The organism is Salibacterium lacus (assembly GCF_042684865.1).
Lineage (GTDB): Bacteria > Bacillota > Bacilli > Bacillales > Marinococcaceae > Salibacterium > Salibacterium lacus.
In genome coordinates, this window is record NZ_JBHUML010000002.1 from 1,660,860 (window position 1) to 1,684,172 (window position 23,313).

The window sequence follows — 23,313 nt, forward strand, 5'->3', positions numbered from 1 at the left end:
AAGCTTTCCCCTATTCTATTAGGAGAAAGCTTTTTTCCATCTTATAAATCTTCCAGTGCCCGTTCCATAAAGACGGTGAATTGAGCTCTGGAGACGGCTTCGCCGGGACGGAAACTGCCGTCACTGCCGCGGGCCACGCCGTAGGAGGCAAGTGTTTCGATAGCGCCGTGCGCCCAGTAATCTTCATCTACATCATCAAAGGAACTACTGCTGCTCTCATTTTCCAGGTCAAACGCCCGGACAAGAATGACAGCCATCTGAGCACGAGTCAATTGTCCGTTTGGACGGAATGTATCCCCGCTGCCACGCATCAATTCTTCATCCGCGACCGCGGCAATGTCCTCGTAGGCATGAAAGTCAGTTGTTATATCGGAAAACTCAGGAGACGGACGGTCTCCGCGCTCCAGATCAAAGGCGCGGACCATCATGCTTGCAGCTTGGGAGCGTTTCAGTTCTCCCCCGGGGCGGAACGTTCCATCATTGTATCCATTAATGATACCACGGCCCGCCAGGTATTCAATGCTGCCGGAGGCCCAGTAATCACGGGGCACGTCGTTAAATGCAGACGGCGCATTTACTTGAACCGGTATATCAAAAGAATTGCCGGCCAGTTCTACTGTAATACTTCCGGATGCACTTTCCCCGGAAGCGGTGAAATGACCGCTGCTGTCTATTGATCCGACATCTCCCTGTACGCTCCAGTTGATCCGGCTTTTGTCAAACAGCAGTTTGCGGCCGTCCGACAGCGCAGGATCAGCAGAAAGACGGACCGATTCACCGGTGTTCACATTCAGTTCCGAATGAGAAAGGTTCCATGTGTCAAAGCTGTCCGTCACACTCACGCCGGTAGAGCCAACCTGATTCCCGTCCACACTGGCCTGAATCCGGCCTTCGCCGGCGTTTTCAGCTGTAAACGTTGTGCCTTCCATACTTCCGGCGCTGCTGCTGAAGTTCCAGGTAATATCAGCCGTACTCACGTCAATAGGGTTAAAATACTCGTCCATTCCGTAAACTGTCGAAACATTCATTTGATGGCCGGTGAGAAGGACTCCATCGTTTCGTGATAGAATCAGCTTATCAAGCGGCGACCGCGGTGCTGTACTGACGGCCTGCAGCGTGGAAGAAACGCGGCGTTCCGCGCCGGAGAGCTCGTTCATGACACTTGCGTATCCGTCCCCGTGCTGCCGGGCCACCATCGTCGAAGAACCTCCGCCGTCAAAATTCAGCGCCCGCTCGGCACCTATGTCACGCATGTACTTCGCCATATCACGGATGCTCGCCCTGTCCATCGTAACCATGTAGACATTATCTCCGCTTTCATCCACACCTACAGCGGTACGTTCCGTTTTGGATGTATACCGCCAGCTGTCCGAATTCATCGTAATGGCAAGTTCGCCGTTACGGACAAGCTGCGGCCCGCTTCCGAGCACAAAAGACGCATCTTTCCACTTATCATTAATAGAAGCATTTACTGTAATTTCGTCTCCTATGCTCACATTCTGAAGCTGGTCATACCGGTCTCCGCGGGCGGAGAGGACAAATCCATTCTCCGGAATCGGAGCATTTCCTGCTTCATTGTAAGCACGGATATCTGTCACCGATCCGCTTATTTCGTCCCCGAACGAAAAACTTCCCGGATTGCCGGATGCCGTCTCCACAACAATTTCCATACCGTACTCATTCGTACCGGTACGATTGTTAATGTAAGAGGAGGTGAAAAGAACAGCTTCATTGTCCAGACGCTGTGTATTGATATTATCCACCGTCACAGACGATCCATTCACTTTTGCTGACACATTGGCATCATACTGGCCGATGGCTGCCTTCCCGTTCCTTTTCTCCCCAAAAACGATCGGTTCACTGCGGTAATGTTCTCTGGAATTGGAGATACGTCCAAAACTGATGATTTCATTGTCTTTCGTTATAATACTGAAAGGCAGCTGAGTCGAACCCGATCCCATATCGAAGAAAGAAGCATTCACCGCGCCTATGACTCTATTCCCTTTTCTTGTGTTATTTTCCGCCTGCTGGGACGTGGTACGCAGCTGATCAAGCGGCTCCGGCACATTGACATCGAGCTTGCTGTATTCTTCGGTCAAATCTACCTGAAGAATGTCAGCGCCGGTCGCGTCATCGCTTTCATATGATACCCCCGGTCCCACCTGGAACGAAGAAGCCCCTGCTCCCTGGGCAGCTGAAAAAAACAGCGCCCCGGACACCATGGACACGATTCCGCGGGTCATGTATTTCTTTATTTTCATTATGTATAATCCTCTCCTGTGTTTTATTCTATGAAGCTATGAACATCACGCTAATTGTAGATTATTCCAATTGGTGGAGCGTGTCAATCCAAACCCCAAAAGTTAGGAAAAAAGGTCGAACCTTCAAGCGGGTCTGTTGATAACCTTTTACCACACCTGTCTTTTGTAAAAAGAAGGGAAGGCAGCCGCTCCGCCGCAGTGAAAATACCGCCTGCGCGAAAAGACGAAGCAGGGACCGCTTCCCGTACTTCGTCTTTTCTACTATACTGTCTCATTTTGTACGCGCCTCTTGCAGCAGACTGCCGGCGCGGGCAAAAGCGGTGGTTATTTGGTTTTGTGCAGGACGTCTTCCAGGTAGGAACGGACCGGTTCGTTCAAATCCTCCCGTCCAAGGGCAAAATCGACAGTAGCTTTGACAAATCCAAATTTATCTCCGACATCATAGCGGATGCCGCCGAATTGGTAGGCCAGAACGTCCTGGTTCTGATTCAGCGCCTTTATTGCATCGGTCAGCTGAATCTCATTACCTGAACCTGGTTCGAGGTTGTGCAGGATATCAAAGATTTCCGGACGCAGAACATACCGCCCCATAATCGCATAATTCGACGGAGCCTCGTCCAGTGCCGGTTTTTCCTTTAAATCCGCAAGTTGAAGAACACCGTTTTCATCCTCTTGTCCCTTCGGTTCTACAATGCCGTATTTAGACACTTCTTCATCAGGAACCTGCTGCACACCGACCACAGAAGACTCGTGGGCATCATACGTTTCGATCAGCTGTTTCAGACACGGCGTTTCCGATTTAACAATGTCATCCCCGAGCAGTACGGCAAACGGCTCATCCCCGATAAACCGGCTGGCACAGGCAATGGCGTGACCCAGCCCTTTCGGTTCTTTTTGACGGATGTAATGGATATTAGCCATATTGGATATGTCCTGGACTTCTTCCAGCTGTGACCATTTTTTCTTTTGAGCCAGTGTTTCCTCCAGCTCGTAAGATTTGTCAAAATGATCCTCAATCGCCCGTTTCCCGCGGCCGCTTACGATAATAATGTCCTCTATTCCCGATTCCATCGCTTCTTCTACGATATATTGAATAGTCGGCTTGTCCACAATCGGCAGCATTTCTTTCGGCTGTGCTTTTGTTGCCGGCAGAAAACGGGTGCCAAGACCAGCTGCCGGAATAATCGCTTTTCTTACTTTCACACGTATCACTCTCCGTTCTATGAGCTGTTTTTACTGCTGTTCATCCCATACCAGAAAGACATCACTCGGGCGCGGTGTGATTTCCACCTGACCCGCCGTCTGTGTGCTGCCACTTTCATCTGCTTCTATTATACCTTGCAGAATGCGTTTGGCATCGGCCGGTGCACCGAGTCTTTCTGCTGCCTGCGCCGCCAGTTCAAAGTTCGCTCTGCTTGTTCTTGCCACCGCAAATTCTCTCATTTCACCCTGATAGGCCTGGTACAGATGATAGAATTCCTGATTGGCTGTACCAAAACTGTTGTCATTCCTGGCATAAAGGGTGACACCGGCTTCTCTGTAAAGCGGCCGGACCATTTCGGTATACTGGTTGGATCCTTCAGACGTGAGATCCACCATTTCTTCGGCTCTCCACACCGAATGACCATTGTCATCGATCCGCTTTAAAAATACCGCAGCCTGGGCTCTTGTCAGCTTACCATTCACATCAAAGCGCTCTGTCTGTGTTTCTCCGTCCTGGCGCCCTGTTGTCAGACCTTCTTCAAACATCCAGGCTGCTGCTTCCTTCAATCCGGGTTCACGGGCCTGGGACTGAGCAATGACCTTAGCCACCGTCCCTCTTGTCACGGCCCGGTTCTTCACAGCATTATCACGCAGACCGGGCATCCTCAGTTCATGTTCAGACAGCGTTACATAGGCGGGCTGCGCCCAGTGCTGCAGCTCCGAGGGAGTACCGGTTTCCATGTCGAAATACCTTGTCAGCATGACAGAAAACTGCGCTTCTGTCATATCGTCTCCCGGATGAAACGAGCCGTCTTCATATCCGTGAATCAGGCCTTCCTGCTCTGCCCATTGAATCTCTTCAGCGGCCCAGTAGCCATTGTCCACATCTGTGAATCCAGCTGCATCGGCGGGTATTGTTATGTAAAGAAAAGCAGCCGCCCCACCGGCAAACGCAGCTGTAAACATACGAAGCAGTGCTGGTTTTTTCCTTTGTTTATTATTACCCATTATTATTGGAATCTGATATTCCAGACTCTCTCATCCACCTCCTGACATTTTCTTCTGCCTTATTATACCGTGCTTTCCTTCTTCATGGCTACCATCCATGTACCAAAATAGGAGAAGCAGCACAGGAAAGGCGGATTATGTCGAAACATTGTTGTGGTTTTTTTCGAAAAATCTGGTATATTTATAATAATCTCAGTTGAAAGGAGGACCGTAGGTTTAGTTATTTTATCACCCATCTCAGGAAGCCCCCGATATTTTATGCTTCCCCTCTACATTCTTTTTCCATTAACAACTGTGTTCCTGATTGAACCATGAAAAAGGAAGTATGTTCCGCCATAACAGCAGGTATCTGTTCATGAAAAGAAGCGTCCGCCCCATCAGCTTTTTTGCGCACGATACTGGAATATGCTATGTCATTACCCTCATTATGGATTCAAACCCATCTAAAAGGAGGTCATTCATGTTTAACAATGTGACACTGGTCGGCCGTTTCACCCGTGACCCTGAGCTTACCTATACAAAAGACGGAACCGCAGTATGCAATTTCACACTCGCTGTGCAGCGTTCGTTCCGGAACATGCACGGTGACATCGATGCGGACTTTATCCCCGTCACCGTTTGGCGCAAGCAGGCGGAAAATACATCCCTTTACTGCCACAAAGGAGCACTCGTTGGTGTAACCGGAAGAATCAATACGAGAATCTATGAAAACAAAGACCAAAAAAGAGTACAGATGGTGGAAGTGAACGCGGATCAGGTTCGTTTTCTGAAATTAAACGGTTCCTCTGAAACACGTCCATCTCCTGCAAACAGAGAAGAGAAGCCGCTCACACCGGTGCATCCGTCCGAAGCTGCCGCCATGACAAAAACAACATAACCCCGGTATCCGTCCTGCTTTTCACTGAAGCAGACCCCTGTCTTTCTTCGGAATTTCTCCTCTATTCTTCCTCTTCACACCGCTGAAAACCCCGTTTCAGCGGTGTTTCTGCACGTATTCGTTCACAAAATTCCCGGTTTTTGATTATACTTTTATATCGGAATTATAATGATTATTTGTTAAAATGGAGACAAAGGGATGCTTGTCCGGCACAATGCCTTCCCTTTCAGAATAACACATTACTGATACCACCCGGAGTCCGGAGAACCATTACTTTGCGGCCGTTCCCTTTTTTTGTTCGCGGCTGGTTTGAACAAAAAACAGTCAGGATATATAATGGGAAGAATAGTTAAACTATTTCCTCTGCCGGCCGGAAAGGCTCAAGCAGGGTCGGACACGGGTTAATTTATAAGGAGGTGGAACGTATGGCATTTGTAATCACTCAACCATGCCAGGACGAAAAGTCCGGAGATTGTGTAGACGTATGTCCAGTGGACTGTATTGAAGAAGGGCAGGATCAGTACTATATCGATCCGGACGTCTGCATCGACTGCGGGGCATGCATTGTCGTATGTCCGGTAGAAGCGATTGTGGAAGATACAGAACTCACACCTGAAACAGAACCTTTCCTTGAAAAGGCAAAGCAGTTTTTCGGTACGACATAAAACGTCATAGAGCCAAAGAAAGGGGCATCCACCGTGGATGTCTCTTTTTTACGGTTAATGAGCCTGCGGGTGCAGCCACCCCTTTTTTGTGCTGCTTTGTCAGATTTTCTTCCGAGCAATCCTCATTTTTACACTCTATCACCCTGTCTGGTCTTCTTATTCATGTTAAAATGATGAAAACATACGGGTGAGCAGGAGGGATAGCTTGGATAAACAACAAGTAACAGATACAAGAAACCGGCCGCTTCGGGATCTACGGATATCGGTCATCGACCGTTGTAATTTCCGCTGCACCTACTGCATGCCAAAAGAGATCTTCGGGGACGATTATCCCTTCATGACAGAAAAGGAACTATTATCTTTTGACGATATTGAAACACTTGCGCGCTCGTTCACAATGCTCGGTGTCGAAAAATTAAGAATAACAGGCGGAGAACCACTTCTGCGAAAAGATCTTCCCACCTTAATCGAGAAACTCTCCTCCCTGCCGGGCATAAAGGATACCGCCCTGACAACGAACGGTGTGTTTCTTGTGAAACAGGCCGAAGCGCTGAAACAGGCAGGACTGGACCGCGTGAACATCAGTCTGGATGCTGTGACTGAGCACATTTTTCAGAAGATGAACGGCAGAAATATGAAGCCGCGCGCGGTCCTCAACGGTATTGAGGCTGCACAGGAAGCAGGACTTGGGGTGAAAGTGAATATGGTCGTCCAGCGCGGAGCCAATGACGAAGATATACTTCCCATGGCACGTTATTTTAAAGAACAGGGGGTCACGCTTCGTTTCATTGAATATATGGATGTCGGCACAAGCAACGGCTGGAATTTCACCGACGTCGTTCCTAAAAAAGAAATATACGAAAAATTGACCGGACTGGCTCCTCTGCACCCTGTCGAAGATGCTTATTTCGGAGAAGTCGCCAACAGATACCGGTACGACGGAACCGATACCGAAGTCGGCTTCATTTCCTCGGTATCCGATACGTTCTGTTCCAGCTGCACCCGGGCCCGCATCTCAGCGGACGGCCGGCTGTATACCTGTCTTTTCGCAGAAGACGGACATGACCTCCGCCCTTTCCTCGGGGAGGAGCCGGATACAGCGGGACTTGAAGACCGGCTTTCTTCCATATGGCAGCTGCGCAGCGACCGTTATTCAGAAGAACGGACCGAAGAAACAGTACGGAACCGCCGGAAAATTGAAATGTCCTATATCGGCGGGTGAAAGGAGAGCAGCCGGATGGAATACCGCTACAGCAGACAGGAACAATTCGCGCCCATTGGAAAAGCAGGTCAGGAACGGCTTTCTTCTTCGCACGCGCTGATTATGGGCTGCGGCGCCCTCGGCAGTGCCTGTGCGGAAATACTCGTCCGTGCCGGTATCGGAGCTGTTACACTGATCGACCGGGATATCGTGGAACCTTCTAATCTCCACCGCCAGAACCTGTATGCAGAACGTGATGCGGATGGTTCTGTGCCTAAAGCAGAAGCTGCAAAAGAGAGGCTTTTGGAAATCAATTCTGCGGTGAACATTCATACTTATGTTATCGATGCCGGGTCCGATCAGCTCGACAAACTTGCTCCGAGGTGTGATGTTATGGTTGATGGCAGCGATAATTTTGATCTCCGCTTTATCCTGAACGATGCCGCGGAAAAACACGGAGTGCCATGGGTGTTTGGAGCGGCTGCCGGGAGCTTTGGAATGAGCTGCCTTTTCCTGCCGGGAGAGCTTCCCTGCCTGTATTGTCTCATGCAGGGGATGCCGGACGGGGCGATGACCTGCGAGGCATCCGGCATTATCAGCCCGGCAGTGCAGATGACGGCATCCTTTCAGACAGCCGAAGTGATGAAGCTGTTAACGGGAAACACCGGAGCCCTTCACAAAAAGCTCGTCCTGTTTGATATTTGGAATAACACCCAGCAGCAGTTTGGCTTTTCTTCCATGAAAAATCAGAACTGCCCGTCCTGTGGCACTGTACCAGAGCACCCTCACCTGAATAAAACGGCCCGTTCCAGCATCCGCACCTTATGCGGCAGCAACACAGTACATATTAATCCCGGGGAGGAGGTTCATTACGACTTTCTGATGCTTGAAGAGCATCTTAAACAGCACGGCAAAGTGAAAAAAAATGAACACCTGCTCACCTGCCTGCTGCCGTCACTGCGGCTGGCCATTTTCACCGACGGGCGCATTTTGATCCACGGAACGAACAACCCGGACGAAGCAGAAGCCGTCTATCGTCATTACATTGAAACAGCGGCTTATACCGCAGAAAAGGAGCCGGAAACATGATGGAAAAAAGAAACCCGCTGCCTGTGCAGGAAGCAGTCGCAAAAATCATGGAGCAGCCGGTGAAAGGCAGAACGGAGTGGACCGCTCTGGAAGACGCAGGTGGATGTGTTCTTGCGCAGGATATCCAGGCGGACCATGATGTCCCGCCATTCGACCGCTCCCCGTATGACGGATTTGCCATACGGGCACGCGATACCACGGAAGCCTCCCGCGAACATCCGGTGTCACTCCACGTCATAGGCGACATCGGCGCCGGAACCATATTCGGTGGAACGGTGGAAAAGGGACAGGCCGTCCGGATTATGACCGGGGCTCCGATTCCCGGCGGCTGCGATGCCGTCGTCATGCTCGAACTGGCCCATGAATACGAAGAAGAAGACCGTCAATACGTTGAAGTAAAACGACCGTTTCAAAAACATGACAATATTTCATTCCAGGGAGAAGACACCAAGCAGGGCACGACCGTCATTCAACGCGGAACACTCATCCATCCTGGTGTAACGGCGGTTCTAGCCTCCTTCGGTTACGGGCAGGTCCCTACTGTCCAGCGTCCCCGCATCGGGGTGATCGCAACCGGCAGTGAACTGCTTCCTATCACCGCACCACTGGAACCTGGAAAAATACGAAACAGCAACGCCTATATGATTATGGCTCAAATCGAACAAGCGGGGGGAGAAGCTGTGTCTTTCGGCACCGTGGCCGACGATTTTGAGAAAACTTTCTCCACTGTGAAGGAAGCGCTCCGTTCCGTTGATATCCTTCTCACCACCGGCGGGGTATCTGTCGGGGATTATGACTACATCCCGGATATTTTAAAAGAACTTGGGGCAACGGTCCATTTCAATAAAGTAGGCATGCGTCCTGGAAGTGTCACCACGGCTGCAACGCTTGGTTCACAGCTGATTTACGGATTGTCAGGGAATCCTTCCGCCTGCTATGTAGGATTTGAGCTGTTTGTGCGGCCGGTTATCCGAAAATTCCTTGGTTTTTCCGCTCCGCACCTGAAAAAAATGAAAGCCCTGCTCGGAACTGATTTTCCCAAACCCAATCCATTTATGCGGTTTGTGCGGGCAGAGCTGAAAGAGGAAAATGGGAGCTGGAAAGCGTATCCGGCCGGTCTGGATAAATCCAGCTCGGTTACCTCACTGTCTGACGCATCAGCTTTGATTGCCCTTCCCGGGGGAACAAGAGGATACGAAAAAGGAATGGAAGTGGATGTATTACTCCTTCATTCCATGGAAGGCAGTGAATGGCCATGGGACAACATTGTCCGGTCTTACAGGTCGTAGGATTCCAAGGAAGCGGAAAGACGACACTCATGGAAAAACTGATTCAACGCGCCGCCCGGTATGGTATGAAGCCGGCGGCTTTGAAACATCACGGCCACGCGGAGCCTTTAAAACCACCGGATTCCCGTCCAAAAGACAATATGCGCCATCATCAGGCCGGAGCTTTCCTCACCGCGGCATCAGGAGCCGGCCAGCTGCAGATGGACGCGGATACCAGCCGGACCCTGCCGGAACTGCTCGCGTTCTATCAGTTCTTTGAACCTGGTATCATTTTTGTGGAAGGATATAAACAGGAATCTTATCCAAAGGTAGTGCTGCTCCGGAACAGCAGCGACCGTTCCCTGCTCCATGAATGCAGCCGTATCATCTGCGTAATCACCCCTGACTCCCTGGAGGAAGATACGGATATCCCCTGTTTTCTACCACACGACGAAGAGCATTATCTTCCTTTCATCCTGAACGAAATGGAGGTGCCGGACAACTATGGCTCTCTTTGAAATAACGACCGATCCGATTGCCGCCGATGCCGTAGCGGGTAAAGTGAAACGTCCGGAAGCCGGAGCTGTGGTAACGTTCAGCGGCACCGTCCGGGAATGGACAAACGACCGCCGGACACTGAAACTGGAGTATGAAGCATACCACAGTATGGCGGTAAAACAAATGGAAAGAATCGGGCAGGAGGTGCAGGACAGATGGCCGGACACCCGGACAGCCATCACCCACCGCGTCGGTGAACTTCATATTACAGAAACCGCTGTTGTCATCGCCGTCTCTTCCCCGCACCGTCGTTCTGCTTATGAAGCAAATGAATATATCATAGAACGTATCAAGGAGCTGGTACCGATCTGGAAAAAAGAATACTGGGAAGACGGAACCGCATGGGTTGGAGATCAACTTGAAACACACCCCTATTCAAAAGGAGGGCCCCCGCTCCATGATTAATATACTATTTTTCGCCCGTCTCCAGGAAGAAGCCGGCCGGGAAAGCCTCCACGTGGAAAAGGCCGGATGCACCATCAGGGAACTGAAAGAATGGCTCAACGAAGAATACCGCCTCACCGGATTGAATCGTACGATGACCGCGCGGAATGAAGAATTCACAAACGAGGATGCGGTCATAGCAGACGGCGACACCATCGCTTTTATCCCGCCGGTGAGCGGAGGATAAGTACCGGTAAACACTGCAGCGTTGATTACAAAAAAGGAGCCCATCCCAAATCGGGTGAGCTCCTTTTTTATCGTCGGCTTTTATTCAGCTGGTGTTAGGTCCTCGATGGAATCAACATCCATGTATTCCGGAACAACCAGACCGGTGCGTACACCTTCCAGGTTATTACCAAGGTCTTCAAGGCTGTCTTTATGTTCTTCATAAAGATCACCGTGTGTCAGCGGAAGCCACGCAGCAACCATGCCGTCTGCTTCTCCACCGGCAACGGACTGCCACATTACTGCGTTGTCAAGCGGAGTTGTGGTTACTTCGAATCCCATGTTGGAAAGAACTTCGCCTACAACGTGAGTAGAAGCAACTTCTGTCTCCCATTCAACGTAAACGAGTTCAATTTCTTTGCCGTCTACCTCTTCAGCACCCTCTGTCCAGGAATCAACCATGTCCTGATTTTCCTCAACGAAGGACGTCGCTGCTTCTTGTGGAGAAGCACCATTTTGGACTTCAAGCATAACGCTGTTCATGGATTCCTCATCCCACTGGAACTGATCAAGAACTGTGTATGCGTTTGGCATATCTTCTTCCAGTCCCTGACGGACCATTGTCTTGATATTTTCAGCGTCACCGAATACATTTTCCGGATCTTCGAGGTATTTCAGGTCATACTCCTGGAATTTCCAGTGTGGGCTCCAGCCTGTTACGATGATTGGCTCTTCATTGTCAATGGCTTCTCCCAAAGCTGTAGTCATCGCACCACTGGAAGAAGTAGCCACTTCCCATCCGGCCAGGCTGTCATACGTTTCTACAGCCTCTTCCGATGCTCCTACAACGCCGGATCCGGCTTCTATACCAGTAATCTGGTAATCCATTTCTTCCCCATAGTTAGCGGAACTCGAACTGTCCTCCGAACTTTCACCGCCGGATTCACTGTCTGTCTGTTCTTCCTCTGATCCACCGGATTCTCCCCCGGAGTCACCCGATTCTTCTTCTCCTCCACTGCCGCAGCCTGCGGCTGCCAGTGTCATTGAAAGACCAGCAGCAAGACCTAGATGTTTCCAGTTAAATTTCAACATTGTTAAAATGTCCCCCTTAATAGTGATATATATGGTTAACTTTTCTATGATGAAAAGTATCCACCGTAGTCATAAAATCATGAAGCCTTTTATTTTGATGTGTTCAAGCTTTGTGTAAAGCGGTCAATAATAATGGCCAGAATGACGATACCAAGACCTGCCACAAACCCTGATCCGACTTCCGCACGCTGCAGGGCGGAAAGAACATCCCTTCCAAGCCCCGGTGCTCCGATCATGGAGGCAATAACAACCATGGAAAGGGCGAGCATCACCGTCTGGTTAATACCTGCCATGATGGTCTGTTTGGCCATCGGCATCTCTACTTTAAACAGCTTCTGGGAACCGGTGCTTCCAAAAGCCTCGGAAGCTTCAATAAGTTCCTCCGACACCTGTCTGATACCAAGGTTCGTAAAACGAACGGTCGGCGGCGTCGCAAAGACGATGGATGCAAAAACACCCGGTACCATTCCAATACTGAAAAAGGCAACCGCCGGAATCAGATAAACAAAGGCCGGCATCGTCTGCATGAAGTCCAGAACCGGTGTGATGATGCTTTGTGCGATTCTGCTTTTGGACATGAGAATTCCAAAGGGAACACCAATAATGACACACAACAGACTGGAAATGAGAACCAGTGTAAATGTAGACATCAGTTGTTCCCAGGCTCCCTGGTTATAAATAAGCAGCAGCCCGACCAGCGAAAAGGCGGCAAGTCCGAATTTCTTTCCGCTGGCGAAGAATGCGCCGATCACAACAAGCAGAATGACAATAATTGGTGGAACGGAAGCCAGGAAATTCGAAGTATTTTCCATGAAATTGCCGAAGTGTTCCTGAATTGGTTCAAAAATGAACGAAAAAATATCTGTAATTGTATCTGTCAGCCAGGTTACCCCTTCAGCGAGCGGTATCTGTGGAACATTTTCCATAAAGTCAAGCATTTTCTGTCGTCACTCCATTCTCTCCTGCCAGTGCACCGATGACGGCGCCACGGACAATCACTCCAAGTAGTTTTCCATCTTCTACTACCGCAATTGGGACCGGAGAATCATAAATCTGTTCAAAGATCTCGTTTAAAGGTGTGTCTTTATCTACCGTAGGAACGTCAGTGTTGAGTATATCATTAATGTTACGTACATCTTGATTCCGGGCATCCGAGGCTGTATCAGCGGTTACATACCCTTTCAGTACACGTCTGCGGTCCGTAACATAAATGCTCGAAAGACCTTCCTCCCGCATTCTCTCCAGTGCCACACGGGGGCCGTGTTTATCGATATCAACTGTTTCCGGACGTTTCATAATATGTTCAGCGGTCAATATCTTCGAACGGTCCACATCTTCCACGAATTTTTCTACATAATCGTTGGCTGGATTAACAAGGATATCCTCCGGCGTGCCGATCTGTACAATGGAACCATCCTTCATCAGAGCGATACGATCGCCGATCCGAAGCGCTTCATCCAAGTCGTGGGTAATGAAAATGATGGTCTTCTGCATCGTTTCCTGAAGGTCCAGCAGCTCATCCTGCATCTCTTTACGGATGAGTGGGTCGAGTGCCGAAAATGCTTCATCCATTAAGAGCACCTGGGGGTCATTTGTCAGGGCGCGGGCAAGCCCGACACGCTGCTGCATCCCTCCGGAAAGCTGTCCCGGTTTCTGGTTCATGTAGCCGTCCAGACCAACGAGTTCCAGTGCTTTTTCTGCTTTTTCACGCCGCTCTTCTTTGTCAACACCCTGGATTTCCAGGCCGAATTCCGTATTGGAAAGTACGGTTCTATGTGGAAACAACGCAAAACGTTGAAATACCATGCTCATTTTTTCGCGGCGGATTTTGCGGAGGGATTCTTTATCCATGGTGGCAAGGTTTTCCTCTTCCACATAAACATTGCCTTCTGTCGGTTCAATCAAGCGGTTCAAAAGCCGGACAAGCGTTGATTTACCACTGCCGGACAAACCCATAATGACGAATACTTCGCCTTCCTCTACTTCAAACGACGCTCGGTTCACCCCGACCGTATTCCCTGTCTGCTCTAAAATTTCATCCTTAGACTTATGTTCGTCTAACAATTTTAGTGCTCGCTCAGGGTGCCTTCCGAATACTTTTGATAAGTCTTCTACTTTAATAACGGGCACTATCTTCCACCTCTTTGTTTGATATAGCCAGATTCTTTTTTTAATCAGTAATTATCGTGACAATATAAAGCATCACGGCTATTATTCATAAAATTGCGATGACTATTTACACTTTACGCTACCAGGCAGAAAGTATCAAACAGCATATGAACCGCATGCAGTTTATTTAAATCGTAAAGTACAAACTGTACGGATTTTATCTCTTTCTTTCTACAAATGGCTCTTCCTATCGACAATTTTGCTCTTTAATGCTCCGTTTTGTCTTTCAACATTTGTCTGTTAAGATTTTTTTAACAAATCACTTATGACTGCGGTGGGACTGTCTGACTGAAGAAAGGGGAACCACAATGGCAGAACATGAAGATGTATTTCCTGCGGGCTGGGATGAACTACAGAGTATCCGGCACCGCTTTATTTCTGTAATGGCACAGAATATGGGACTTTATAATATTACAGAAACGAACGGAAGATTGTACGGTTCTGTTTTTTTCTCCGAAGAGCCGATGACGCTGGATGACATGAGCGAAGCGCTTGAGATGAGTAAAACCAGCATGAGCACCGGCGTACGACAGCTTACGGAAGCTTCCATGCTGACGCGGATCTGGGAAAAAGGAGTACGTAAAGACCTGTATGCAGCAGAAGTGGACTGGTATCAATCGTTCACCTGTGTTTTTGTCAACCGCTGGCGGGAAGCAGCCGACAATAACCATAAAGCTGCAATCGGTGCCAGAGATCAGCTGAAACAACTGCAGCAGAAAACAAAGGACAGCAGGCTGCAGGAGCAGATCAACCGTGACCTGGAGAAACTGGATTATGCCATTCATTACTATAGTTGGCTGGATGAGGTCATTACCCTTTTTGAAAACGGAGATATATTTGAGATTGTACCTAAGAAATAAAGGAAACAGTGTCTTTTGACCTGCTTCCTTTCTATCTGTTTTTAATATGCTTTTTATATGTATATTATGTTATAGTGACATGTACCAGTATTTCTTATACGAGAAAGGGGCGGCTCCTGCTTGGAATTACATGAAATCATTCAGAATCGGCGCGAAATCACCGACTTCAAAGACACACCCATTCCCGAAGATATCATACAGACATTAATGGATGCTGCTGCGCTTGCTCCTGCGGGCAATAATCTTCCTTCCCGTGAATTCATTCTCGTCCGCAGAAAAGAGACATTGGCACGCCTGGCTCAGACGCCGGCCACTGTATCCTGGGTGGAACACGCAGCGGCTGCTATTGTTGTCACCGGCAGGCCGGATGTCAGTAAGTACTGGCTGCAGGATTCTTCCATTGCGTGTGGATTCTTGTGGCTGACCGCTGTAAATCATGGACTGGGTGGTGCGTTCGGGGCCGTATACCACGCCCTCGATGCGGAGGAAACAGAGAAACGGGAAGCACACGTACGCGGTGTCTTGGATATTCCAGAAGACAGACACATTACCGCCATTCTAGGGTTCGGCTGGCCCAATTCCCACCCAGGCCCAAAAACCCCCCCCGAAAACAGCGGCCTTGTACATCAAGAAACATTTCAAAGCTAACTATAGGAGGGGCTGTCTCAAAAGTCTACTAACAGCCCGAAAATACTTCGCTAACATGTTAGGCATGCGCTGCAGGCGGACGCTTTCCGCGGGCAGCGCCTCAGCTTCTTCATACGGTCTATCGCCCGTATGAAGGGATCTTCGACTGCTGCTCTTCCCGCTGGAGTCGCCGCCTTCCGCTCCCGCCCGTGATTCCATTCTCTTTATCAAAAGAAGAGTCTGGGACAGAAGAACATGAGGCGGTAGATAACACGAATGTTCCGGGTCACTGATCAAAAGCCGTATAGAAGCGGTTTTCTTCCGAGGGCCCGAAGGATGGGGGTCAGGTCGGCGCCCGCCAGGAGGTGTCGATCTTAGCCGATCTTCCTCCTTTTGAGCCGTGCCCGCGGCATAGAAGACACGATGAGCCCCAGCGAATCGATGTCGCCCTTGTGCTCTGGAGTAAAAGCGAAGCATTTTGGCGCAGCGGCTTGTCTCAGCAACGAAAAATACCGAACGATTTCAAAAAATTGTTCGGTATTTTTCTATCTTATAGAAGTTTTGTCCCAGACTTTTCTGCTTACCCTTTCACTGAACCCGCGAGCAGTCCTCTTACGAAATACTTTCCAAGCAGAATATAGACAAGCAGCGTCGGCATAGCAGCAAGAAGTGCGCCGGCCATCTGTACGTTCCACTCCACAATCTGACTGCCGGACAAATTCTGCAGAGCCACCATGACCGGCTGACTGTCCGAGTTGGTAATGGTAACAGCAAACAAAAATTCATTCCATATATTCGTAAACTGCCAAATGGCAACAACAACAAAGCCGGTAATCGAAAGCGGAATCATGATTCTTCTGAAAATCCCGAGAAATCCTGCGCCGTCTATTTTTGCCGCTTCAATCATGGTGTCTGGAATACTTGCGTAGAAGTTGCGGAACATGAGGGTCGTAATAGGGAGACCATATACAACGTGGGTTAAAATAAGCCCCCAGATCGTATTGTAAAGATCAATCGTGCGCAGAAACTGAATAAGAGGGATTAAAATACTCTGGTAAGGAATGAACATTCCAAACAACATGAGCGTAAACAACAATTCAGAACCTTTAAACTTCCACTTCGACAGTACATATCCATTCATGGCTCCAAGAAGAGCCGAAAGCAGCGTGGCCGGAATAACAAGATAGAAACTGTTCATCACATTTGGAGCAAGTTCCATAAACGCCCGGCCGTAGCTGCTGAAATCAATACCAGAGGGCAGTTCCCACATCGTACTTAACGATACCTCTTCAAGCGGCTTCAGACTCGTCACGATAATCACGTACACCGGGGATAAAAAGACAACAGCCAGAGCCAGCAGTACCGCGTATTTAAAGATATTCGTCCAACGAAGAACTGTCATCGGTTTTCCCCCTTCCGGTTATACCAAAGATACGGCACGATGAAGACCGCAACCAGTACCAGCATAATAATCGCAATCGCCGCCCCTTGCGCGTAATAGTTTCCCCGGAATGTCGTCTCAAACATATAAACACCCGGTACATCGGTTACAAAGTTAGCTCCCGACCCTGTCATTGCATAGACGAGGTCGAAAATTTTCAGCGAAATGTGTGCCATAATAATAACGACACTTACGGTTATCGGCATCAGCATCGGGATAACCACTCTCCGGTAAACCTGTCCTTCACTTGCTCCGTCCACACGCGCTGCTTCCCGGAGTTCCTCTGGTATTCCCCGGAGACCGGCAAGATACATCGCCAGCGAAAAGCCGGTCATCTGCCAGACTGCCGCAATCACAACAGCAAGGATGGCCACCGGCAGACCAAACTCGATCGCCCCCCACTGAAATCCAGCCAGAATATTTGTATCCGTGTACCATCGCGGCTGTATGCCAAATACTCCAAGAAACTGATTGAAACCAGTGGAAGGGTTCAGAAGCCACTGCCATACCACACCGGTAACAACAAACGACAACGCCATCGGAAACAGAAAAATATTACGAAATATCGATTCCCCTTTCAACTTCTGATCCAGAAGAATGGCTGTCCCCATACCGAGCACAATAACCATTCCAATGAAAAACAAGGTGAAAAAAAGCGTATTCCGAAGGTCCGCCTGAAAGCGGAAGTCACTGAATAAATACAAATAGTTCGATAAGCCGGCAAATGAAAAGTCAGGGGTCAACGTGTTCCAGTTACTAAACGAAACGTACCCCGTCCAGCTGATAAATCCATAGACAAACACGGCAATCAGAATCAGCGAAGGAGCAAGAAAAGCCGCCGCTGTCCACTGATCCCGCGTGATACGTCTCCTGCGTACCGTTTTTCCAGCCATAACAATCCTCTCCTGATACAATCCTGATTTCTTCCTGCGATAAGAAAAGCCCGGCCGTTCTCAGCAGAAGGGCCGGACCCTGTACAGCATGTTATTCCTGCGAACGGGCACTCTCCAGTGATTGCAGCAATCGCTCTGTATCCCCTTGGGTCACAAAGATATTTACTGCCTGATTGGCTTTGGTCAAGTATCCTTCTGATGCAGCCGACCCGTGGGCGAGACTCGGTGCCAGGCTGGCTTCCCGGAAATCTTCAATGGTATCTGTTCCGTACTCATCGTAGTTGCTCTCATCGGCGTCCACCCGTGCCGGTATCGAGCCTTTCAACGGATTGAACGTGTCCTGCCCTTCCACCGAGCCAAGCAGCGCGAGGAATTGCTTCACCTGATCTTCATTCTCCACTCCGCTTGGAAGTCCGAATGTGTCCGAAATCACCATGAAGTTCCCTTCTGTTTCCGGAAAGGCAAAGTAGCCGAAATCTTCGTTTACTTCCATCTCCAGATCGTTACTGAAATAGCCTTTCGCCCAGTCCCCCATATTAATCATCGCTGCCTCCCCTTCGCTGACAAGCTGCGCAGAATCCTGCCAGTTCCGGGACGCATGATCTTCATTGACGTAGCCGAGCATCTGTTTAAACGTTTCAGCCGCTTCTACCACGCGCTCATCATCAAACGCAATCTCTCCGTCCCAAAGCGCCTGATAATCTTCAGGTCCGAGTGTTCCAAGCAGAATATTTTCAAAGATCTGTGTAGCTGTCCAAGCCTCTTTATCTCCAAGGGCAAGTGGTGTCACACCGGCTGCCTGCAGTTCATCAGCAACTTCCATGAATTCTTCAAAAGTCGAAGGCGGCTCAAGACCGTTCTCTTCAAACACACTCATGTTATAAAAAATGACGTTGCCGCGATGAATGTTGACTGGTACCGAATAAATATTCCCATCCTGGCTGACCATATCTATCAGCTCTCCCGGAAATTTGTCCATCAACCCTTCTTCTTCATAAAAATCGTTCAGCGGTTCCATCTTATCCGCGGCCACCCAGCTCTGGTTCAGCTCTTCGCCGGCATGAACCTGGAAGGTGGAAGGCGGGTCATTTCCCTGCATCCTCGTGGCAAGCACCGCTTTAGCATTCGTTCCAGCCCCTCCGGCTACGGCTGCATTTTCCACCGTTATGTCCGGATGCTCTTCCTGAAATAAATCAATGAGCGCATTCAATCCGGCTTCTTCCCCAGCGCCGGTCCACCAGCTGAAAATTTCAAGATCCGCCTCGGAACCATTTCCACCGGACGCTTCTTGACTTCCGCCGCTTTCTCCGGTTTCACCAGTCTCCTGTTCTTCTTCTCCCCCGCTTTCTGTCCCTGAATTCTCAGCTCCACAGGCCGCCATCATCATAATGAGCCCCAGCAGTCCAATCCAAAGCATTCCTTTTTTCATGATTCTCCCCCTTTTCGAGCGAAATTATGATAACGCTTACAAATATAATTATAAAGGGTGACAGGCTGTTTCTATAAGATAAACAATCTGTACATTCTTATGAATATCTTCATTTTTTTAAGATGCTGTTCTGATACTGTTTCGGAGATAGAGAGTAGTGTTTTTTAAACACGCGGCTGAAATAGTTTGGATCTCTATATCCGACCATATAACTTATTTCTTTCAGGCTGTATGTCTGCTTTTTCAAAAGCTCAACTGCTTTTTCGAGTCTTTTCCGGGTAACATAGTCCGTCAGGTTCTCCCCCATTGTTGTTTTAAACAACTGCGAGAAATAGGAAGCACTTATTCCTGCATGTGCCGCCGCATCTTCGAGCGTTAACGAAGCTGCAGGATTTTCATCAATCCATGCTTTCGTCCGCTGCATCTTATCAAGGGAGCGGTAGTACTGCCGGACTTTGATACAGCTCGACCGAATCAGTTCAAACCAGTCGTCATCGCTTTTCATCCGGTGCGGCTCTTCTTCCGGTCCATCGATACGTCTGTCACGGAGTATCTGCTTGATACTATAGTACAGTTCCTCTGTCTTCCTGTTTTTCTCCGACGCCTCCATCAACTGCAGCACGTACGGCATGGCCTTTTGAATATCAGCTTCCTTTACGGCTTCCCGGATTTTATCCAGCGTGTTGTGCGTATCATTTTCAAACGAACCTTCATTTTCCTTTTTTTTCTGAAGGTGAACGAGGGCTTCCACATAGGAGCGGGATAGGTTTCCGCCCTTCCCGGACAGCTTTCCTGTCCCAATCAGAAATGAACCCCCGCGTTCGCGCTGGATTCTTTTTTCGAGCCGCGCTGGTTCATTTAGAGACAAGCGTGAACTGCTTATCATACATACGATGACCTGCTGTCCCTCTTCCTGATTTACAATCACGTCATCCGATGTCCATCTGTTCAGCTCCTCAGCAGTTAAAACAAACGTTTGATGATGTTCTTTTTCGATGACGAGAAAAAAACCGGATTCCATTTCCGGATACAACTCGTTCAACAGGCCGTCTGTCCCTGGTGTATCGTGAATGATATAAGAGAGCAGAAGCTGCTTTGCGCGTTTTAGATTATGCTCCTCCTGCTTCCACTGCTTCCTTTCTTCCTTGATATCTTCCATAACCCGGCGGACTGCTTCCACGGTTTCTTCTTTTTTGCCCGGTTTCAGGATATATTCCTTCACCCCCAGTTTCATGGATTTCCTGGCATAATCAAAAGAATCGTAGGCTGTTACCATAATGAAATGAACGGACGGGAGAAACGTCTGAATTCGTTCCACGGCTTCCATCCCATCGATTCCCGGCATTTTAATATCCATCAGAATAATATCCGGTTCATGCTTTGCTGCAAGCTCCACCGCCATTCTCCCGTTTACTGCTTCTGCGGTAACGGAATGCGAGGGAAACTGTTCTTCCAGAAACCTTCGCATCGCTTTACGTTCCAGCATTTCGTCTTCAGCGATCATAATATTCATCCTTCTCCTCCTCCCGCGGCACCCGGCTCCTGTTTTGGCAGATAAAGCCGGATTCTGGTACCTCTGTTTTGTACCGACGTCATCTCCATTACCTTGTCCGTCTGGTAGAATAATTGCAGGCGCCGGCGTACATTCACCAGACCAAGCCCGGTGGAATGCCCGACATGATCATCATCCGGACGGTCCGGGTCAAATATATGCTGCAGTTGATGCTCTGTCATGCCAATCCCGTCATCCATCACTTCCACCACCGCCTGTTCTGCTTCATTATTGATTTGAACAGTTATCGTGCCCCCTTCTTCCAGCGGCTCTACTCCGTGAATGAAGGCATTCTCAACAAGAGGCTGCAGAACCAGCCGCGGCACACGTACAGACAGCGCATCCTGATCCATATCCATATGAAAGGCAACCCTCCCCTGAAACCGCGTTTCCTGGATATGAAAATAACTTTCCACCGCGTTCACTTCTTCTCTCAAAGCCACCGACTTATCAATGTTTCCCAGATTATACCGAAGGAGCACTGACACAGACTCCATCAGCCTCGATGTATGATCCGCCTCTTCCAGATAGGCCATCTTTGAAACCGTATTCAACGTATTGAATAAAAAATGTGGATTTATCTGATTCTGCAAATGTTTCAGTTCCAGTTCCTTCATTAAATGGTCCATCTCTGCCTTTTCTTTCATTTCTTCCACGTACGTACTGATGTCTTCACGCATCTGATTAAACGTGTCACCCAGCAGTTTCATTTCATCACTGGATTGAATACGGACTGGTTCTCCTTCAAAATTCCCTCCCGACACTTCTTCTGCGGCTTCGGAGAGCTGCTGCAGCGGCCGGTTTAATCCGGCTGCGAACCAGAATGCAAAGAAGACCGCAATCATAACTGTCGTCAGAAACAAAAACATCGTAAAGATCCCAAACGCTTCTTTTCTTTGCTGCAAATCCGCATAGAACTGTTGATATTCTGTCAGTTCCCTATCAATGAGAGTCAGCGTATTCTCCTGAATATAAGAGGCTGTGTTCCGCGTTTCCTGCAGATAAGCGGTGTAGCGCTCAATATCGTCCTGAAGAACAAAACCGACGGTAATCTCACTGTTTTCAATTAAAGAGTCAATCAGATTCAGATAATTCGACTCCTGAATTTCACCTTTTGCAGCCCCGCTTTCCTCCAGCTTGGCCGCCTGTTCGCTTAAATCCGTACGGCCGGCATAATAGGCGTTCAGATTCTCCTGCGATGGATCGCGGACATAAGCGTTGGTATCTTCATAAAGGGCATCGGCCTGCTGGGAGATCGTGTTGAAAAGAAGGAAGCGTTCAAAACTGGTATTATATTCATCCATCAACCGGCTCGAACTGATATATATGGAAACGGAAACAATATGGAATAATAAAATGAATACAAAGAAATAGAAAAGGAGTTTCCCCCGTATGGAAGTGAAAATAGTCTTCAAGATGCCACGTCTCCCTGCCGTATGACTTTTGTCTTCGTGTGTTGAAGCGGCTCGGTATATCCATTTTCAAGCACGTCGATCATAACTTCGATTCCCTTTTTCCCCATTTGTTCCGGGTACTGGGCAATCGTTGCATCCAATCTGCCCTCTTCAATCAGTGTCATCGTTTCCGGCAGAATATCAAAGGCCAGCATAAACGGCCTCTCCCCTACCGTAATATCCTCCACGCCCTGTACCATTCCGATTCCATCCAGCGCACTTGTGCCGAATAGGGCATTTATATCCGAATGCTGTTTTATCATCGTGTAAGCAGCTTCTGCCGCTCCCACTTCAGAAATGTTGGATTCGCGTACATCGACAACTTCCACTCTGTCCCGCCCTGCCACCGCTTCCTCAAATCCTCTGATCCGCTCCTGTTGATTCAGCGATTCCAGATTTCCTGTAATAATACCAACACGCTGTCTTCCTTCTGTGGCCCGAAGCATCTCCTCACCAGCCAGACGCCCTGCTTCCACATTGTCCGTTCCGATATAGGCACGTCGTTCACTATCCGGACGGTCGCTGTCGACGGTAAGAACCGGAATCCCTTTGTCTTCAGCCTTTTCCACAAGCTCCCTGAATCTCGGACCAGGAAGACCCTGCGTCAATATACCATCCACCTCGGCGGCAATCATCTGATCCATCGTGCGGAGCATCTCCCCGCGGTCCGCTTTTTCCGGTCCGATGCTCTCCAGGTAGATATCATGTTCCTCCGCCGTCTGCTGTGCGTGCTTTTCAATCATCCTCCAGTACTCATTGCCGGTTTCCTCAACTAACAGAACGACGTGGTAGTCATACTCCTTGGATAACGTTTCTGTCCCCTCCACATAGAACGTTTCCTTGCCGTAATAAAGCATGAATAAAAAGCAGATTCCAAATACTAAACCTCCTCCGGCGTATAAAACGGTTCGTCTTCCCCCGATCATCCTGTTCCCCCTCTCTTTTTTTCTGTCTATCTCATTCTTTCGACAACCCCTGTCTTTTTCCTTCTTTTTACAAACGAACGTTCGCTTTTCATTTCTGTTCGGTTCTTTCATACTGAAGAAAGGAATGGATT

At 49.0% G+C, this 23,313-nt stretch carries 22 protein-coding genes; 10 read left to right on the forward strand and 12 right to left on the reverse strand.

Going from position 1 to position 23,313, the window contains the following annotated elements; translation table 11 throughout:
* Positions 1–41: 41 nt before the first annotated feature.
* The 3 genes from ACFSUB_RS09340 to ACFSUB_RS09350 all read right to left on the reverse strand — a co-directional run bounded on the left by ACFSUB_RS09340 (position 42) and on the right by ACFSUB_RS09350 (position 4,472).
* On the reverse strand, positions 42–2,261 hold the full coding sequence (locus ACFSUB_RS09340; RefSeq protein ID WP_380712924.1) for an S-layer homology domain-containing protein: 2,220 nt from the start codon (positions 2,259–2,261) through the stop codon (positions 42–44).
* A gap of 324 nt (positions 2,262–2,585) precedes the next feature.
* Entirely contained in the window at positions 2,586–3,464 is an 879-nt protein-coding gene (galU, locus tag ACFSUB_RS09345) for a UTP--glucose-1-phosphate uridylyltransferase GalU (RefSeq protein WP_380712925.1), read from the reverse strand.
* Between the two features lie 30 nt (positions 3,465–3,494).
* Positions 3,495–4,472 (reverse strand): S-layer homology domain-containing protein, encoded by a 978-nt coding sequence (locus tag ACFSUB_RS09350; RefSeq protein WP_380712926.1) that lies wholly within the window; start codon positions 4,470–4,472, stop codon positions 3,495–3,497.
* A 460-nt stretch (positions 4,473–4,932) separates the two neighbouring features.
* On the opposite strand from ACFSUB_RS09350, the gene ACFSUB_RS09355 reads away from it, so the two are divergent.
* The 8 genes from ACFSUB_RS09355 (at position 4,933) to moaD (ending at position 10,761) form a co-directional block, all read left to right on the forward strand.
* Positions 4,933–5,349 (forward strand): single-stranded DNA-binding protein, encoded by a 417-nt coding sequence (locus tag ACFSUB_RS09355; protein ID WP_380712927.1) that lies wholly within the window; start codon positions 4,933–4,935, stop codon positions 5,347–5,349.
* Positions 5,350–5,774: 425 nt separating this feature from the next.
* A complete protein-coding gene (locus ACFSUB_RS09360) occupies positions 5,775–6,014 on the forward strand; it encodes a DUF362 domain-containing protein (RefSeq protein WP_380712928.1) in 240 nt (79 codons plus the stop codon).
* A 205-nt stretch (positions 6,015–6,219) separates the two neighbouring features.
* Positions 6,220–7,236: a GTP 3',8-cyclase MoaA gene (gene moaA / locus ACFSUB_RS09365; protein WP_380712929.1), complete on the forward strand. Its 1,017-nt coding sequence runs from the start codon at positions 6,220–6,222 to the stop codon at positions 7,234–7,236.
* A 15-nt stretch (positions 7,237–7,251) separates the two neighbouring features.
* Positions 7,252–8,304: a ThiF family adenylyltransferase gene (locus tag ACFSUB_RS09370; RefSeq protein WP_380712930.1), complete on the forward strand. Its 1,053-nt coding sequence runs from the start codon at positions 7,252–7,254 to the stop codon at positions 8,302–8,304.
* On the forward strand, positions 8,301–9,593 hold the full coding sequence (locus tag ACFSUB_RS09375; protein WP_380712931.1) for a molybdopterin molybdotransferase MoeA: 1,293 nt from the start codon (positions 8,301–8,303) through the stop codon (positions 9,591–9,593). Before ACFSUB_RS09370 ends, ACFSUB_RS09375 begins: the two co-directional genes overlap by 4 nt.
* Positions 9,554–10,090, forward strand: coding sequence for a molybdopterin-guanine dinucleotide biosynthesis protein B (mobB, locus tag ACFSUB_RS09380; protein WP_380712932.1), 537 nt, complete (start codon positions 9,554–9,556; stop codon positions 10,088–10,090). Before ACFSUB_RS09375 ends, mobB begins: the two co-directional genes overlap by 40 nt.
* Positions 10,077–10,535, forward strand: coding sequence for a molybdenum cofactor biosynthesis protein MoaE (locus ACFSUB_RS09385; protein ID WP_380712933.1), 459 nt, complete (start codon positions 10,077–10,079; stop codon positions 10,533–10,535). The genes mobB and ACFSUB_RS09385 overlap by 14 nt, the downstream gene beginning before the upstream one ends.
* Positions 10,528–10,761 (forward strand): molybdopterin converting factor subunit 1, encoded by a 234-nt coding sequence (gene moaD / locus ACFSUB_RS09390; protein ID WP_380712934.1) that lies wholly within the window; start codon positions 10,528–10,530, stop codon positions 10,759–10,761. The genes ACFSUB_RS09385 and moaD overlap by 8 nt, the downstream gene beginning before the upstream one ends.
* Before the next feature lie 80 nt (positions 10,762–10,841).
* Here the strand turns inward: moaD and ACFSUB_RS09395 are convergent, their stop codons facing one another.
* From ACFSUB_RS09395 to ACFSUB_RS09405, 3 genes are all read right to left on the reverse strand, one after another.
* Positions 10,842–11,831: a glycine betaine ABC transporter substrate-binding protein gene (locus tag ACFSUB_RS09395; protein WP_380712935.1), complete on the reverse strand. Its 990-nt coding sequence runs from the start codon at positions 11,829–11,831 to the stop codon at positions 10,842–10,844.
* 89 nt (positions 11,832–11,920) lie between these two features.
* A complete protein-coding gene (locus ACFSUB_RS09400; RefSeq protein WP_380712936.1) occupies positions 11,921–12,769 on the reverse strand; it encodes an ABC transporter permease in 849 nt (282 codons plus the stop codon).
* Entirely contained in the window at positions 12,762–13,961 is a 1,200-nt protein-coding gene (locus ACFSUB_RS09405; protein WP_090926404.1) for a quaternary amine ABC transporter ATP-binding protein, read from the reverse strand. The genes ACFSUB_RS09400 and ACFSUB_RS09405 overlap by 8 nt, the downstream gene beginning before the upstream one ends.
* A gap of 347 nt (positions 13,962–14,308) precedes the next feature.
* Between ACFSUB_RS09405 and ACFSUB_RS09410 the strand changes: the two genes are divergently transcribed.
* Together ACFSUB_RS09410 and ACFSUB_RS09415 are read left to right on the forward strand one after the other, a co-directional pair.
* Positions 14,309–14,860: a GbsR/MarR family transcriptional regulator gene (locus ACFSUB_RS09410; RefSeq protein WP_380712937.1), complete on the forward strand. Its 552-nt coding sequence runs from the start codon at positions 14,309–14,311 to the stop codon at positions 14,858–14,860.
* A gap of 120 nt (positions 14,861–14,980) precedes the next feature.
* Positions 14,981–15,508, forward strand: coding sequence for a nitroreductase family protein (locus tag ACFSUB_RS09415; RefSeq protein ID WP_380712938.1), 528 nt, complete (start codon positions 14,981–14,983; stop codon positions 15,506–15,508).
* 559 nt (positions 15,509–16,067) lie between these two features.
* Here ACFSUB_RS09415 and ACFSUB_RS09420 read toward each other — a convergent pair.
* The 6 genes from ACFSUB_RS09420 to ACFSUB_RS09445 all read right to left on the reverse strand — a co-directional run bounded on the left by ACFSUB_RS09420 (position 16,068) and on the right by ACFSUB_RS09445 (position 23,182).
* Positions 16,068–16,889 (reverse strand): carbohydrate ABC transporter permease, encoded by an 822-nt coding sequence (locus ACFSUB_RS09420; RefSeq protein WP_090926407.1) that lies wholly within the window; start codon positions 16,887–16,889, stop codon positions 16,068–16,070.
* The gene (locus tag ACFSUB_RS09425) at positions 16,886–17,821 is read right to left on the reverse strand and encodes a carbohydrate ABC transporter permease (RefSeq protein ID WP_090926408.1); all 936 of its coding nucleotides are present in this window, start codon (positions 17,819–17,821) and stop codon (positions 16,886–16,888) included. Before ACFSUB_RS09425 ends, ACFSUB_RS09420 begins: the two co-directional genes overlap by 4 nt.
* Positions 17,822–17,912: 91 nt before the next feature.
* Positions 17,913–19,253, reverse strand: coding sequence for an ABC transporter substrate-binding protein (locus ACFSUB_RS09430; protein WP_380713227.1), 1,341 nt, complete (start codon positions 19,251–19,253; stop codon positions 17,913–17,915).
* Positions 19,254–19,359: 106 nt separating this feature from the next.
* Complete coding sequence (locus ACFSUB_RS09435; protein WP_090926410.1) at positions 19,360–20,763, reverse strand: response regulator transcription factor; 1,404 nt, start codon at positions 20,761–20,763, stop codon at positions 19,360–19,362.
* Entirely contained in the window at positions 20,760–22,217 is a 1,458-nt protein-coding gene (locus ACFSUB_RS09440; protein WP_380712939.1) for a sensor histidine kinase, read from the reverse strand. Before ACFSUB_RS09440 ends, ACFSUB_RS09435 begins: the two co-directional genes overlap by 4 nt.
* Positions 22,214–23,182, reverse strand: coding sequence for a sugar-binding protein (locus ACFSUB_RS09445; protein ID WP_245736888.1), 969 nt, complete (start codon positions 23,180–23,182; stop codon positions 22,214–22,216). Before ACFSUB_RS09445 ends, ACFSUB_RS09440 begins: the two co-directional genes overlap by 4 nt.
* Positions 23,183–23,313: the final 131 nt, after the last annotated feature.